The organism is Methylophaga sp. UBA2496 (genome assembly GCF_002341635.1).
GTDB lineage: Bacteria > Pseudomonadota > Gammaproteobacteria > Nitrosococcales > Methylophagaceae > Methylophaga.
This window is the reverse complement of the sequence record NZ_DDOK01000005.1, coordinates 137889-154145: the sequence shown is the minus strand read 5'-3', so window position 1 is coordinate 154145 and position 16257 is coordinate 137889. Positions and strand designations below refer to the sequence as shown.

At 45.9% G+C, this 16257-nt stretch carries 14 protein-coding genes; 2 read left to right on the top strand and 12 right to left on the bottom strand.

Annotated elements, in window-relative coordinates; translation table 11 throughout:
* Positions 1-62 precede the first annotated feature (62 nt).
* A complete protein-coding gene (locus B2W60_RS07840; protein ID WP_292359947.1) occupies positions 63-878 on the top strand; it encodes a class I SAM-dependent methyltransferase in 816 nt (271 codons plus the stop codon).
* Between the two features lie 46 nt (positions 879-924).
* Here B2W60_RS07840 and B2W60_RS07835 read toward each other — a convergent pair whose 3' ends face one another.
* From B2W60_RS07835 to B2W60_RS07815, 5 genes are all read right to left on the bottom strand, one after another.
* Complete coding sequence (locus B2W60_RS07835) at positions 925-2847, bottom strand: TIGR00341 family protein (RefSeq protein ID WP_292359949.1); 1923 nt, start codon at positions 2845-2847, stop codon at positions 925-927.
* Positions 2848-2948: 101 nt separating this feature from the next.
* Positions 2949-3674, bottom strand: a complete 726-nt coding sequence (locus tag B2W60_RS07830) for a succinate dehydrogenase/fumarate reductase iron-sulfur subunit (protein WP_292359950.1) — start codon at positions 3672-3674, stop codon at positions 2949-2951.
* Positions 3671-5611: a fumarate reductase/succinate dehydrogenase flavoprotein subunit gene (locus B2W60_RS07825; protein ID WP_292359952.1), complete on the bottom strand. Its 1941-nt coding sequence runs from the start codon at positions 5609-5611 to the stop codon at positions 3671-3673. The genes B2W60_RS07830 and B2W60_RS07825 overlap by 4 nt, the downstream gene beginning before the upstream one ends.
* On the bottom strand, positions 5612-6199 hold the full coding sequence (locus tag B2W60_RS07820; RefSeq protein WP_292359953.1) for a succinate dehydrogenase: 588 nt from the start codon (positions 6197-6199) through the stop codon (positions 5612-5614).
* Entirely contained in the window at positions 6199-6702 is a 504-nt protein-coding gene (locus tag B2W60_RS07815) for a hypothetical protein (protein ID WP_292359955.1), read from the bottom strand. Before B2W60_RS07815 ends, B2W60_RS07820 begins: the two co-directional genes overlap by 1 nt.
* A 211-nt stretch (positions 6703-6913) precedes the next feature.
* Between B2W60_RS07815 and metG the strand changes: the two genes are divergently transcribed.
* Positions 6914-8932, top strand: coding sequence for a methionine--tRNA ligase (gene metG, locus B2W60_RS07810; protein ID WP_292359957.1), 2019 nt, complete (start codon positions 6914-6916; stop codon positions 8930-8932).
* An 86-nt stretch (positions 8933-9018) separates the two neighbouring features.
* On the opposite strand, the gene B2W60_RS07805 is transcribed toward metG, so the two are convergent.
* The 7 genes from B2W60_RS07805 to B2W60_RS07775 all read right to left on the bottom strand — a co-directional run bounded on the left by B2W60_RS07805 (position 9019) and on the right by B2W60_RS07775 (position 16257).
* Entirely contained in the window at positions 9019-9579 is a 561-nt protein-coding gene (locus B2W60_RS07805) for a PepSY domain-containing protein (protein ID WP_292359958.1), read from the bottom strand.
* Positions 9580-9744: 165 nt separating this feature from the next.
* Complete coding sequence (locus B2W60_RS07800; RefSeq protein WP_292359961.1) at positions 9745-10182, bottom strand: Hsp20/alpha crystallin family protein; 438 nt, start codon at positions 10180-10182, stop codon at positions 9745-9747.
* A gap of 228 nt (positions 10183-10410) precedes the next feature.
* On the bottom strand, positions 10411-11067 hold the full coding sequence (locus B2W60_RS07795) for a response regulator (RefSeq protein ID WP_292359962.1): 657 nt from the start codon (positions 11065-11067) through the stop codon (positions 10411-10413).
* The gene (locus B2W60_RS07790; protein WP_292359963.1) at positions 11060-12388 is read right to left on the bottom strand and encodes an ATP-binding protein; all 1329 of its coding nucleotides are present in this window, start codon (positions 12386-12388) and stop codon (positions 11060-11062) included. Before B2W60_RS07790 ends, B2W60_RS07795 begins: the two co-directional genes overlap by 8 nt.
* Before the next feature lie 184 nt (positions 12389-12572).
* On the bottom strand, positions 12573-13673 hold the full coding sequence (locus tag B2W60_RS07785) for a TonB-dependent receptor (protein WP_292359964.1): 1101 nt from the start codon (positions 13671-13673) through the stop codon (positions 12573-12575).
* Positions 13663-15819 carry a DUF3438 family protein gene (locus B2W60_RS07780; protein ID WP_292359966.1) on the bottom strand — a complete coding sequence of 719 codons (2157 nt, stop codon included), beginning with the start codon at positions 15817-15819 and terminating at the stop codon, positions 13663-13665. The genes B2W60_RS07785 and B2W60_RS07780 overlap by 11 nt, the downstream gene beginning before the upstream one ends.
* Positions 15820-16257, bottom strand: a complete 438-nt coding sequence (locus B2W60_RS07775) for a hypothetical protein (protein ID WP_292359968.1) — start codon at positions 16255-16257, stop codon at positions 15820-15822.

Here is a 16257-nt window from a genome sequence, read left to right as displayed (position 1 = left end):
CTTGAGCGTATCATGCAGTCAGTTAGTAATGTATTAACCTCGATTTAAACAGGAAGTTCATTATGTATGTGCAACGTATCTTTTCTATTGTGCTCTTTGCGGCTCTTCTGCCTTTCAATCAAATAGCTGGTGCTGACGATTCATTGCAAAGATCAATTGATAGTCCTCAACGTGCTGAAAGCAACAGACTCAGGGATATGTTTCGCCATCCATCAGCAACCTTGATGTTCTTTGGCATTACTGCTGATATGCGGGTCGCTGAAATATGGCCTGGACGTGGCTGGTATACCGAAATCCTTGCTCCATGGTTAAAACATGGTAAAGGCCAACTAATCGCGGCGGGATTTCCTGCTGACACACAATCTGCCTACAGACAAACACTTCGTGAGGAATATAACACTTGGCTGAAAGCCTCTCCAGAACTATATGATGAAGTGCTGGTGACCGAATTTGGCCCGGAAACTGACTGGCAGTTTGCTGAGCCAAACAGTGTAGATGCTGTACTGACATTCAGAAATGTCCATAACTGGGTTCAGGGAGATTTCGCTGATCAGGCATTTACCGCTATTTTTAATGTTCTGAAATCCGGGGGCATTCTCGGCGTAACAGACCATCGGGCCAAACCGGGCACCCCCCTGGCCGTGATGAAAAAAAGCGGTTATCTAACCGAAGAATATGTCATTTCAATGGCTGAAAAGGCAGGATTCGTGCTGGAAGAAAAGTCCGAAATCAATGCCAACCCTGCTGATACCGCAGATCATCCAAATGGTGTCTGGACATTGCCACCAAACCTGCGAGTCGATAACGAAAAAGACAAAGCAAAATATCAGGTGATTGGTGAAAGTGATCGTATGACCTTACGTTTTCGCAAACCTTAATGATTGACAGCTCAGACCCTGTTTTTTCTGGGGTCTGAGCTGTTTTTTATCGAATCACCCTGACGGCAATTTCCAATACAACCGGCTGCTGTAAACGGCGTTCAATTTCCTGTTTCACTTCATCCATTACCGCATCATCCACTGCGGTTTTCGATACCATCGTCAAACTGATAATGAGTGGATCTCGTGGTCTGACATTGACATCCACCAGCTTGACCCCTGCTATTTCCTGACCATCCAGCTGACGTAACACATTGTTTTCCGCCACCATTCTCTCAAAACCAATGGCCAGTGGAATAGCCAGAATGGCGACCATGACCAGGGTCAGCATCAAACCACGTTTAGCGCGATGGAATGGACTATATCCCAGAACCATAAAGGTAATTAACGCCGCCAGAATAATGCCCACCAGGTTGGTCAGATATAACAGAAATGCCCCGAAAAACACGGTAAAGTCGAGCCACCCCAGACCAATACCGGCAACAGCTAATGGCGGCACCAAGGCCACCGCAATCGCCACACCGGCCAGACTTTTGGCCACTTCAGCACGAGCATGCGCATAAGCACCGGCAATACCAGACACCACCGCGACACCTAAATCCAACAACGTCGGACTGATACGAGCTGCAATTTCGGTATTAATATTATTGAGCGGAATGAACCAGGCGATAAGCATGGCACATAGCAAGGAAAGTCCTGTACCTATCGCAATACTTTTACCGCTTTCCAGCATCAAAGAATCATCCTGACGCAGAGTGCCCAGTGACATCGAAATAATTGGTCCCATTAACGGTGCCAGAATCATTGCACCAATCACCACTGGAATGGAATTGGCAAATAAACCGAACGCAGCCAGTAATGTAGATAGCACCATCAGCGTTAGATAGGCAGGCGTTGCCTTGGCACTCTCTCGCATCATCATAAATAAATCTTTGAACTCTTCCGGAGCAGCATGATGCATCCATGGCAATGGATAACTGATCAGTTCATTACGAGCTTTGCCCAATGGCAATGCCTGTGTTCGAACGATTTCCTTCTGCTCTCCGCCACTTTCAGCTAATGCCAGCAAACGTCCGGGTATCAGGCGAACGGCCCTTCGCTCAACGTTAAATTCCAATTGCTCTGCTTCAGATACCATTTCATCATGGTTGTATTTAATAGGTTTACTGGTTTCCAGCTTTAACTGGCTGCTTTTAATAAAACCTATAAACGGCGGGTTATTTCGGCTCCAGATATTGCGCATGAACAATGAAGCAAATAAAAACCGTAACATTTCAAATACGCTTCGCGGCGCCAGTACTAAAGCATGCAACATGCCATCATTGGCGTTGGAGTCGGGCATAAAACGACGTGATAAAACTGAACTTCTGCCATGCTCAACCGCCACGATTCCGAAAGCAGCGGTTTCAACAACCTTTTCTTTCTGTGTGGTAATGGTAAAGGGGGTAAAACGCACTTCTTTCAGACTGCGCATTAAACGCCAGAAACGTCGAACGCGAGCCCAGAATGGCTCAACCATTGCTTCACCGGGCACCAGAGTAAAAGTTTGTCCCACAATGACCGAATTGAAAACCGGACGTTGATTGCATAGCAACAAATCCAGTTGCGATGCATCGTTATTCATAATATCGCTGAGGGCATCATCTAAGTTGGCAGCAATGCCAAACCCGTAACGTGCGTGTTTCATTCCGGGATGCGGTAACAGGCCTATTGTCCACTCCTGTTCACGCGCCTGTAACATCAAATCTCGCAGACATTCATCATTGAGGTAGCTGATCACCAATTGATCATCAGCAAATTGATACTGTTGTGCTGCCTGAAAATTGCTGAGTTCGATTTCCCATTGCTGCTCGGGTAATTTAGGCAATATCTGATCTTGAACTTCCTGCTCATCTTCGGCCGAAAATATCAGCACCACCCGACGTTTATCCGTAATTGAATCAAGTTTGCTGAGCAGATCTTCTACCATCTAGAGGCTCCGGAAGGGGGTTAAGCGCGTTATACAATGATGTAACAGAACTTGCCGTAATGGCAGATTCCGGGGTTATTTAATCATGAATGTTGCCGAGGTTAACGTTGGTATAACAGTTTATTCATTTTGCTAATGGTATCTGTACCGATCTGTTTAGGGCAAACCCGCTCACATTCCCGGTAATTACTGCAACTGCCAAAGCCTTCAGCTTCCATACGGGCTAACATTCTGGCGGGACGCTTTGTGTCCAGCTGTCCCTGTGGAAGACTACTCAAATGACTGACTTTGGCTGCGATAAACAATGTAGCTGAGGCATTGGGACATACCGCCACGCAAGCACCACAGCCAATGCAGGTTGCTGCATCAAACGCTTTGTCAGCGACGGGTTTAGCGACTGGCTGAGTGTTGGCTTCCGGCGCAGCGCCGGTTCTGACAGGGATGTAGCCCCCCGCCTGAATAATACGATCAAACGCACTGCGATCCACCATCAAATCCTTTATCACCGGAAACGCTGTAGCTCGCCAGGGTTCAATCCATAATTCATTCTGATCATGATAGTCACGCATATATTGCTGACAGGTCGTAGTGGCCTGATGCCGTCCATGCGGTTCACCGTTAATCACCAGACTGCAACTGCCACAGATCCCTTCACGACAGTCATGATCAAAGACAATCGCTTCTTTTCCAAGACCGATAAGCCGTTCATTCAAGGCATCAAGCATTTCCAGAAAAGAAGATTCTGCTTCCACTTCCAACTCATGCTTTTCAAAAAACCCGTCGTCTTGGGGAGAAGCCTGACGCCATATATGCAGAATAAAATTCATTGGTAATTCCGTATCCCGGGGCTGACAAAATCAAAATGCAAAGGCTCTTTGATCAGTTTTGGCTGCACAACGTCACCGGTAAATTGCCAGGCAGAAACAAATCCAAAATCGTTATCACGCCGTTGCACTTCACCGTTGCTGGTCAGATGTTCTACACGGGCATGACAGCCACAGGACTCTTCACGGCTCAGGGCATCAATACACATTAACTCACCCAGTTCCATAAAGTCGGCAACCCGGCCTGCTCTTTCCAGGGTTTGATTCAGCTGTTTATCGTTACCGCTGATTTTGATTTCACGCCAGAACTGTTCACGTAGTTGCTGAATCTCTTCAATCGCCTGCTTTAAAGCAAATTCATTACGTGCCATGCCGCAGTGATCCCATAAGATCTTACCCAGCCGACGATGAAAATGATCGGGCGTTTGTTTAGGTTCAGGCGCATTTAACAGTCGATCCAAACGCGATTGCGAATAGTTCATAGCCTGCTGCACTTCGGGATAGTCTTTATCTTCCAAAGGCGTTTGTCGGGCAAGATAATCAGAAACTGTGGTTGGCAGAATAAAATAACCATCTGCCAAACCCTGCATTAATGCACTGGCACCCAGTCGATTGGCACCGTGATCGGAAAAGTTGGCTTCACCACCGGCAAACAGACCATCAACTGAGGTCATCAGATTGTAATCCACCCACAATCCCCCCATGGTGTAATGTACCGCAGGATAAATGCGCATGGGCTGTTGGGTCGGATCTTCAGAAGTGATCCGCTGATACATATCAAACAGGTTGCCGTATTTTTCGTTTATAACATCAGCACCCTGTTCTTTGATGGCATCAGCAAAATCCAGATACACACCCAGTTTCTGACCATTGATTTCATGCCCAACGCCACGTCCGTCATCACAAATATGTTTGACCGCCCGTGAGGCAATATCGCGTGGCACCAGATTACCAAACGCCGGATACATGCGTTCCAGAAAATAATCCCTATCCTGTTCCAGAATATCCCGTGGATCGCGTCCGCAATCGGCAGGATTTTTCGGTGCCCAGATGCGACCATCGTTGCGCAATGATTCGCTCATTAACGTGAGTTTGGATTGCAGCTCACCATGTTGTGGAATGCAGGTGGGATGTATCTGTGTAAAACAGGGATTGGCAAATAACGCGCCGTGTTTATGGGCACGCCAGATAGCCGAGGTGTTACAGCCTTTGGCATTGGTCGACAGGTAAAAAGCGTTACTGTAGCCACCAGTACAAAGCACTACACAATCGGCCAGATGCGAACTTAATTCCCCGGTCAGTAAATCCCTGACCACAATGCCTTTGGCCTTACCATCAATTTTGATCAGATCCTGCATTTCACAACGGGAAAAATGTTCGATATGACCTTCAGCAATCTGCCGGCTCATCGCCTGATAAGCCCCGAGTAATAATTGCTGACCGGTTTGACCGCGAGCATAAAAGGTTCGGGATACCTGCGCTCCCCCAAACGAACGATTGGCCAGATAACCACTGTATTCACGGGCAAATGGCACACCTTGCGCTACAGCCTGATCAATAATCGACGTACTCAGTTCCGCCAGACGAAATACATTGGATTCACGGGCCCGAAAGTCGCCGCCTTTAATCATGTCGTAAAACAGCCGCCAGACACTGTCACCATCATTATGATAATTCTTGGCAGCATTAATACCGCCCTGAGCCGCAATACTGTGTGCCCGGCGCGGACTATCCTGAAAACAGAAAGTCTTAACCTGATACCCCATTTCGGCAAGTGACGCCGCTGCAGAAGCGCCTGCCAGACCGGTTCCTACCACAATCACCCGGTAACGTTTTCGATTAGCCGGACTGACTACTCGCAGATTGTATTTATGCTGGGTCCAGCGTTGTTCCAGCGGACCTTTCGGGGAAAAGCTGTCTAATGGTTGTTCGTCAGTCATTTATGCTTTCCAGTAGGCCACTATTGGCACGATGGCAAATCCCACCACCAATAACACGACAATTGCTGTGCTGATCCAGTAAAACTGTTTAGAAGTTTTGCCCAGGGTTTGCAACACATTGGTTAACGAATGCTGCAAATGCAGTCCTATTAACAGCACGCCCCCCAGATAAATCGCTAATTGCCAGACAGAGCTGAATAAGGTGACTGTCTGCCCGTATATATCAGCACCGCCAAATGACCACATTTGCGCCATATGCCAGACAATAAACAGCAGAATCAGCGTGATAACAATGGATACCAGCCAGGCGGGAATAAAATGATGTTGCCGGTGATGATAGGCATGAATTCTGGCCTTACTGTTATGCAGTCGGATTTGCACCGCCACAATCACATGAAACACCAATGACGCTGCCACTAATAGCCATAAGGGCCAGCGAATCAGCGGTTGATTATAAAAATCGTAAAACGCCTGATATTGCTCGGGGCTGAAAAAGCTCAGATTACTGAGCATATGAAAAATCAGATAAGCGGTCAGCACCAGACCGGCCATCGCCATCAGACGCTTTTTAACTTGCAATAAGGCCATCAGCTTTCCCGGCTCATAACAATCTGATCAGTCTCCGACAACGGTTCGAGTTTTTCACGCTGAATGGTACGCACACAGCTGTTCCAGCGCAGAATGGCTTCATCATTATGATCAGGACGCATTTGCTCAGCCTGCTGATAACACTCTAACGCTTTAATAAAATAATCGTAGGCAAAGGCACGGGACATCGGTTGTGTCAGCATAAAACGGGCGCGCCGTTCCAGAACAATACCAGTGTAGTAAATCTGTTTATATTCGCTGGTGAGTTTGGCAATAGCCACTTCAATGTCCTGAAATGGCGACTGACTGCCGCTGATACTAATTTGATCCGTGAGTGCCAGAATGTAAACGACTAATGCCGCCTGATTTTCCGGCTCGATATTGAGGATATCCAGACAGATACTTTCAGCGATTTCTGGCTCCAACAATGAACGATATTGTCGCGCCCGATCCAGAGCCAGCTCAATTGACTCGGCATGTATGTCATGTAAATTCAGATCCATCAGGCTCTCTTACTGCTAGGAATTGCCGTCACGGCAGATATAGCCTCAATCTAAAGCAATTGGCATGGCTTTTCAACGCAACCGTGCCACATAACTGAAAATAGAGTCTGAGAGGGTCTGTTAACCGTTCATGGTGCCCATGAAAGATTAACAGTCCCTGGTTAATCTGTTATCTTTGACGGTTTTCTAACGGCTTAATTCCGGTTTATTTATGCAACGAAAGATTCTGGTCACCAGCGCACTTCCCTATGCCAATGGTTCTGTCCATCTGGGACATCTTGTTGAATATATTCAGACAGATATCTGGGTGCGGTTTCAAAAGATGCAAGGCCACGAATGTCATTATGTTTGCGCCGATGATGCGCATGGCACCCCCATCATGTTGCGCGCACAAAATGAGGGCATCACCCCGGAACAGTTAATTGCTGACGTCAGTAAAGAACATCAGGCCGATTTTGCCGATTTTGCGATTGGTTTTGATAACTATCACAGTACCCACAGCGAAGAGAATCGCCAACTGGCCAGCCAGATTTATCTGGCGAATCGTGATGCCGGACATATTGAAAGCCGTACCATCAGTCAGGCTTATGATCCGGAAAAAGAAATGTTCCTGCCGGATCGGTTTATTCGTGGTGAATGCCCAAAATGTGGTGCCGCCGATCAGTATGGTGATAACTGTGAAGTCTGTGGCGCGACCTATGACCCGACTGAATTAAAAAATCCGGTTTCTGCCGTTTCCGGTGCCACCCCGATCACCAAAGAGTCTGAACATTATTTTTTCAAACTGGGTAATTTCGAACCATTATTACGTGAATGGACTCAAGGCGATCATCTGCAGGCCGAAGTTGGCCGCAAACTTGGTGAATGGTTTGACAGTGGTTTGCAGGACTGGGATATCTCACGTGATGCACCCTACTTCGGTTTTGAAATACCCGATGCGCCAAACAAGTTTTTCTATGTGTGGATGGATGCACCGATTGGCTATTTAGCCAGCTTCAAAAATTACTGCGACCGTAGCGGTGTGGATTTTAATGAATTTATGCGTGCCGACAGTCCGACTGAAATGGTGCACTTTATCGGTAAGGATATTATTTATTTCCATGCCTTGTTCTGGCCAGCCATGCTGAAAGGTGCCGGTTTCAGATTACCGAATCGTGTGTATGCCCATGGTTTTCTGACGGTTGACGGCAAAAAGATGTCCAAGTCACGTGGCACCTTTATCAAAGCCCGCACCTATCTGAATCATCTGAACCCGGAATATCTGCGTTATTACTTTGCTGCCAAGCTCAATAACACCATTGAAGACATCGATCTGAGTCTGGAAGATTTCCAGAGCCGGATTAATTCGGATTTAGTCGGTAAGGTCGTGAATATTGCCAGTCGCTGTGCCGGCTTTATCAATAAACGCTTTGATGGAAAATTAAGTGATGCACTGACTGATGAAGCCTTATTTAAGACTTTTACCGATCAATCCGAGTCGATTGCCAGACGTTATGACAATCGCGAGTTCGCTCAGGCAATGCGTGAAATCATGGCGCTGGCTGATAAAGCCAATCAGTATATTGATGAACAAAAACCCTGGGTGCTGGCGAAAGAAGAAGGCAAGGATGCTGAAGTTCAGGCCGTTTGCAGCATGGGCATCAATCTGTTCAGAGTGCTGATTGCCTATCTGAAGCCGGTATTACCCCGCACAGCAGAACAGGCCGAAGCCTTCCTGAATATTGACTCGCTAAGCTGGGCGGATATAGCTCAACCATTATCGGGCCACACTATTGAGCCTTTCAAACCGCTAATGACTCGCGTTGAGCAGGATAAGATTGATGCCATCATCGAGGAATCCAAAGAAAATATGACCGCAACTGCTACACCAGGAAAGCCAGTTGAAAATGTAGATCCGATTGCCGATGAAATTCAGTTTGATGACTTTGCCAAAATTGATTTACGTATAGCCAAAATCGTCACTGCCGAGCATGTCGAAGGTGCTGAAAAGCTGCTGAAACTGACTCTGGATATCGGCTTGGCTGAAAAACAGGTATTTGCCGGTATTAAATCGGCTTACGCCCCTGAAGAACTGGTCGGTAAATTAACCGTGATGGTCGCCAACCTGGCACCACGTAAAATGCGCTTTGGTTTATCGGAAGGTATGGTGCTGGCCGCCGGCCCCGGTGGTAAGGATTTATTTATTCTCAATCCTGATGATGGAGCAAAACCTGGAATGCGTGTTAAATAAACCAGGGGCTATTGCTCTACCACTGATGTAACGCGCATAAAAAAGCCGGCTTGATAGCCGGCTTTTTAATGTTACCTGAACTGATCTTACTGTTTCAGTTCTTTTTCCATACCAATTTCGTATAACTCTAAATTGGCTTCTTCGATCTCACCCGTGATGGCATTAACATCGACTTTGTACTCACGACCGTGAACATTCACAATATCAAACTCATAAGTGACTGAACCATCGAACCCTAGTTCATATTCATTGGCCACCACTTCACCTGGAATAAAATCTAAAGCAATTTCACGGGCTTCAGCTTCGGTGATTTTGGCATATTTCTGGAACGTAGGATCGTTGGCTTCTACTTCACGTTCAATTTCGGTGACAAAACCTTCTTCGGCATTACATTCAACATTGTATGTGTTGCCATCTGCAGTTGCCTCAATATCAAACTCGTATACTGGATCATCACCTTCCATTTTCATTTCCAGCTTACGCACGTTACCCGGAATGGTATCCAGGGCAGCATCCATACACGTTTCCATTTTGACGAGTTTCCAGCCACGGATGTCATCAAGATCATAGTTGTCGTTATCAGCCAGTGCCATTGAAGATAATGACATGGTGATTGCAGCAGTTAAAAATTTGGCTGTATTTTTCATGATTGCTCCTTAGTTAAAAAATCCGGATGTTCCATTCTCTACCCGCAAGAGCAATGTTACTTATCTTTCTTGTCGTTCAGATATTTCCAAAACCATTATATTAGGAATTTTTCCCATACACAAAAAAGGCTCCGCAAATAATTTTGGGAGCCTTTTTTATTTAACTTACTGCTGAACATTCACCTCAATGCGTTTGGGTTGAAGTTGCGCCATTTTAGGAATAGTCAGCTCCAATACGCCATCCCGCGAAGAGGCGTTGATATTATCGACATCAGCGGTTTCGGGTAAGGTAAATCGACGCATAAAAGTGCCACTGAATCGCTCAATGCGCTTGTAATTTTCTTTCTCTTCCACTTTGTTACTGTCGCGAACACCTTTAATTGTCAGCAAACCATTTTCGGCAGTCACTTCAATATCTGCGGCTTTAACGCCCGGTAAATCAGCGTGAATAATATAACTGCTGGCAGTTTCCTGAATATCCACTGCAGGGGTCCAATCTTCTTCATTAAAATTGGCTTCTGTTGCAGACGATTGCAATAAAGACGACATTTCGCGTTGTAGATTATCAAACAGACTGTAAGGTCTGTAACGTTGAATAGCCATAAAACACCTCCATAATTCAGTTCATCATGAAGACGAATATTGTCTTCTGATAAAGAAGATGGGATGTCTTTAAAAGAATTCAAGAGGCTTGAATATTTTAAAATAAAAATATAACTATCAATAACTTGCCGACAAAGACTATTACTCAACTGTGTTTTTTGGGACAATTGATATTGTCAGATAAGCTCATTAAAAATAATGGCTCACGGCATCAAAGCACCGCACTGATTAATGTTTGATAATACCCAAAACAACCGCAATATTTGCCAAATCCGCAGTAGTGTTTACATTCAACTTGTTTTTAATCTGTGTATTGTAGTTAGCCACGGTTTTGTAGCCTAAGTGTAATTCTGCAGCAACTTCATGTGCCGTCATGCCTTTAGCGGTCAGGCAAAATACATCAAACTCGCGCGGTGATAACAGCTCGACAACCTGACCGTAATGCAAGGTGTCGGAAGGATGTCTGAAATCATCAATATTCGGCAGGATATCCTGTTCGATATAGCGTTTACCTTGTGAGACGGCTAAAACGGCTTCCGCAAGCACTTCCGCCGCACTGTTTTTAGTGACATAGCCTTTAGCGCCGGCCTGAATGGCACGTTCTACATAGATAGATTCATCATGAATACTGTAAACCAGCACTGTCGCCTGAGAATCCTGTTTTTTAAGACGACGTATGGTTTCCAAACCGCCTATCCCCGGCATTGATAAATCCATCACCACGACATCAGGGCGCTGACGTTCGTATTCATGACAGGCTAACTCACCCCGATCGACATCAACAATGCTGCCGATAAAGGGTTGTGAATCCAATAACATTCTGAATCCTGCACGTACTACCTGATGATCATCCACCAGCAAAACACTAATCTTTTTTTCATTCATTATCTGATTTCTCAATAATTGGCATCCATGCGCTTACACAAACGCCTTTACCCGCTTCAGATTCAAATCTAAAGCGGCCTCCCATATTTTCAACCCGTTCTCGCATAGCCAACACGCCAAACCCATGCCCTGATGATTCACCTCCCTGACCATTATCACGAATTCGCATGACCACTCGAGGGGAAGTGTGTTCTCCCTCCTGTCGGATGACTAATGTTACCTCAGTTGCATTGGCATGGCGCACGACATTTGTCAGACATTCCTGTGCAATTCGGTAAACATGAATCGCCAGTTCATGAGCCACCTGATCCAGCCGTTCGTCATAATCCAGTTTAATTACCAAATCAGGATAGCGACGTCGCCATTCATTTATTAAATCGGACAAGGTTGCCCCGAGTCCTAAATCCGCCAGACTCAGTGGATGCAGGGTACGCATCATTGATCGCACGACTCCCGCCAGATGATTGCATATATCAGCAATGGATTCGGAAATTTTAGCGACATCAGCACCTGGCTGACGAATAGCTGTAGACATGGCTTTTACTGCTGTCAGTGATTGCCCCATCTCATCATGCAATTCCCGGGATAAATTGCGTCTTTCGGACTCCTGGATCTGCATGGTATGCCGTGCCAATGCCTGATTATTATCTTTGGCCAGTTTCAACGCATCTGACAAGTGATTGATCTCAGTTGCAATTGCATCAAACTCACTGATTTTAAAAGGCGGTAATTTACGTCCATATTGACCGGACTCAACTCTGCGTAGCCCCACAACAATACTTCGAACCGCCTGCAACATTGAGTTAAACACAATATTAATGGCCAGAAAAATCACCCCGATCATTGTCATCACCGACCAGAAATAAGCGACTGACTCTTCCCATGTTTCAACAATCTCATCCAATGGATCAGCACGAACAATAATCTGCTTCAACCGGCCATCAGCAAGTCTGATGTCATAATTTGCAGAGGGATAAGTCGTTTTGACAGCCCTCACAAACCATTCGGGTGGCCGTTCGTCCTCAATGCTGTCCGGAACAAACCATTCCACCTCTTCTCCTTCTTCATTGAAAATACTGATATGCAAATGCCGGGTATGCTGAATCGCGCTGATCTGCTGTAACCATTCATACTCTGTCATCGACGTACGGGATAAGTGACTAAAACCCAGGTCCATCATCTGCAAGGCGAGATTGAAAGAAGAATTCACTTCCCGTTCGACAGATTGTCGGGCCTGCCAAATCGTTAATACGCTACCGAACATGCTAATAATGATTACCGAAAACAAAATCCGGCTATTAATCAGACCTCTTAAACTCATGTATTTCCCATGACAATATTTTTATAGTTAGTTTCTTCCATAAGTCATCAACCTTTGAAACAGCAATATTCCAAGATAGTAACAGACTTATAAATACATATATGCAGGGGTATGCATCAATCAACAGCCCCTGAAATGTAAAATTTTAAATTTGTCGTTTCAGACGAAACAGCATAACTGAATTTTAAAAATCATAGTTCAAACCAAGACTGATGCCATAACTTTCCCATTTTGCCTCATTAAACTTCAGTTTCACGGTAGAACCATTTGCAAAATTGATTTTATCTTTGCCATTTCTGTCTGCAATCCACTTTTGGTAATGCACATCCAAGGTAAGGGCTAACCGAGGCGATAAGTGCCACGCCCCCGTCAGTTCGGTGACAAATCCGCCCCCCTCAGCTTCATGGGTAAAACTTTCCGGTTGAGCAAAATCACTACGCAAATTCCACTGTGCAGTAGCATCATAAAAAGCATAGTGATATTTAAAATTTAACCCCAGCTCAAAGGCATCCTGTTTGATAAACAGGTTTTCCATGCCAATCCATGGTCCATACCAGGTCGCATCATAACTGGAATCCAGTCCGGAAAAAGGCCCTACTGGTGGTATGCGAGGATCTGCTGAAAGTGTCTGATATCCATCAACTATTTTTAAATCCTGTGAATAGTAATAAAGCCCCCCCATAGGTCGCCATTCAAAGCGAGTCCGTGTTGATTCGTTTACCAACCATTCATATCGTTTGCCGATACCGATAGACAGATCCATTACACTGCCTTCATCGGCCCCGTTATTGGATCTTGAGAATTCCTGAGTCCGATTGTTTCCGAAATAATCCGAATCCTGATTTTTACCGTCATAAATTTCGCCATACAGGAAATCAAAATTTACCAACCAGTTTTCTTTGGTATATAACGTTGCCCCCAAATTAACAGTGGCAATATCAAGATCTTCCCAGGTCAGTTCCGACAGGATGTTTGGTTGCCCACCCAATCCTGCTTTATTCCAACGAAATTCATCACGCCGATAACCGGTTTTGAAATAAATATCCTCTTTATCGTATTGTAACCAGGGCGTCTTTTTTTCAGCTATTTTCTGAGGGCTCTCATAGATATGTACCCTCAACCGTTGCGGTTCCACGGCCTGACCGACAACCTGATTGGCCGGCGGCAACTGAGCAGGCATTTCTTCGTAAACGTGCATCTGCAGGGCCGGTACCGCCAATATGGTGGATACCGGTAAAGCAAATAAGCCCACACCTGATAGCAGGACAACCGACTTAACGCGCATTAGCCACAACCTCATCAAATGGCAGAGCCGAAATCACATACATATAAGTTGAACTCTCTGTCTGGCCCACTGGTGATAATTGACTGCTTTCAACAGATGAAGCCAGCCAGCGGCCTTTAATATTCTGAAAATCGACCGGCAAACTCTGAGAGGCCCGATTCACAACAGAAAGCGCAGTGACATGCATACCACCACGATTCCAGCTACCCACTGGTGTGGCACTGATACGGTTATCTGCAAACAATGGCAGACTGTTTTGTGTGTTGACCCGAACCGGACTGTAATTTTTATCCCGTATACGCTCAACCTCAGGAATACGCACCATTTCAGCCGCATACTGACTCATTTCCATATACACCTGATGACGTTCACTGACAACAGGTGCTGTATTGGTATTAGCTGAAGAAGTTTGGGGACCTGTCTGTTCGTTATCGTTATCGCGATCAATAAATCTGTTGGGTGCAGGAGCTGGTGGCGGATAGCCTGCATTATGTGAACGATAATAGGCGTTGTCTGCCTGGCGAATTTTTTCACTTTCGCCCGGCGCATTCATGATTCTGGGCGTGATCAGCAATACCGTTTCGGTATCCTCTTCCGATTCAATCGTGGAACGAAATACCCGGCCAATCACCGGAATTTCTCCGAGAAGCGGTACTTTACGTTCATTTTTATTGACACTGGTTCGAATCAGGCCGCCTACCGCAACTGTCAGGCCATCTTTGGCCATGACGGTTCCGGTTAACCTTGCTGTATTAATAGTGTCTACTGATAAATTGGTTACACCGCCCTCACCGTCGGTCACCGGAATCGTACCGCCACCACGATTAACCGTTGAGCTTTCCTGTTCGAGCTGCAGGCTGACCGTGCTGTCAGAGTTTATCCTTGGCGTAATGCGCAGCGTAATACCAATATCTTCACGATTGACCAACGCCTGCACATAAGCTGGCTGTATCACTACCCCGTTATCAATGACGGAGGCAAAAAACTGAAAGCCTTCGGTAACCAGTGTTTCTTCACCGATAAATAATTCAGCCTCACGATGATTTGATGCCACAACCATCGGGTTGGATAACACCCGAACCCGTCGGTTTTCTTCTAGAAACTCAAGATTGGCACGCAGCCGGTTGTTGAGAAACTCGTAGATAAATGTACCAGAGTTCAACAGGGCATTATTACCCAGCAAAATGGGTTGTGAGGATTGATTGCTACCGCTTGGTTGTAACTCGAAATTGAAAATGGAATTAAAATCCTCGCCCAGAATGACACTGAGGATCTGCATTTCCAGCATGACCTGTGGCACCGGAATATCCATTTGTTTTATCAGTTTTTCGATTGCTGATAGCACAGCCCGATCATCCGTACGCACAATAATCATATTGTGTTCATTGTTAACGGTGACATAAATCGGTTGTGACTGGATGGTCACCTGTTTGAGGGTTTCCTGACTGATATTGGTCGACCCGGAAGCTTCCACGGAAGCAGCCAGTTGAGAAATCTGATCCACCGTCAAAATGCTTCCATCCAATTGGGAACCGGCGTTTGTCAGGGTATTGCCAGCACTTCCTCTGCCACCTGATGAAAAACGATTGGTTGAACGTCCTACTCCACCCAGGTTTGATGAACGTACATTGCGAACCGTGTTGTTGCCTCGACTACTACCGCTCCGTCCACCACTCCCAAATACATCTTCACCGGGCGCCTGACCCAGTGACAGAACGACGCGCTGTCCATACAAATCTTCAATGGCCTGAGCAATAATCTGTACATTCGCATTTAATAAGGTAAACACTTCAATATGTTCACTCTCCCGCACCACCAGATCCTGACTGTATTCCTCGCGCGTCATAATCCGATAGGTATTGGTATCCTCGTCATAGCGATACCATAAATTGCTGATGCGGCTGATGGATTTAACAGCATCAAGCACACTGACATTTTTCAGATGGATGGTGAGCCGACGATTAGTGGCATCCGGTGTGGCGATGATGTTGGTATCGGTTAATTCAGACAATGTCCGCACCACATCAGCAAGCTGCGTATCATTGAATTCAACCTCATCAATATAGTCTGCAGCCTGAACCGCATTAAGAGGTAATAAAACCAGGCAGAACAATTGAATAAAAAAGAAAAATTGCTTCATAGTCATTTATTTCAACACCCGGATTTTGCCAATCGTGCCGGTTTCCACCGTCACCCCTAAACGCGTAATACTGGTAATCCGAATCGCCTCTGAAGGGCGTCTTGGATTGATATTGATCTCATCGCCTTCTCTGACCATATAAACCCCGCGGCCGACGACTTCCAGCAACGCCAGCATTTTCTCGCTGTCATCAGAAACAAAACCACGCAGACGCATATCCGGAATATCTGTCGCAACGGCATCATTCGGGTTAAAGGTTCCTGCCCTGGAATAGCTGCTTAACTCTGTTCCACGAATCTGATACATCAACTGACTGGGGGTAAAAGGGTCACGCATCAAAGCGAGGTTGTCTGTTTCCGGATCCCCGTTTTCAATGGCCATAACGGCATTTGCCCAGACAGCCAAGACCATCATCACGTTGTAATAAGCTTTTCTTCGCAGCAC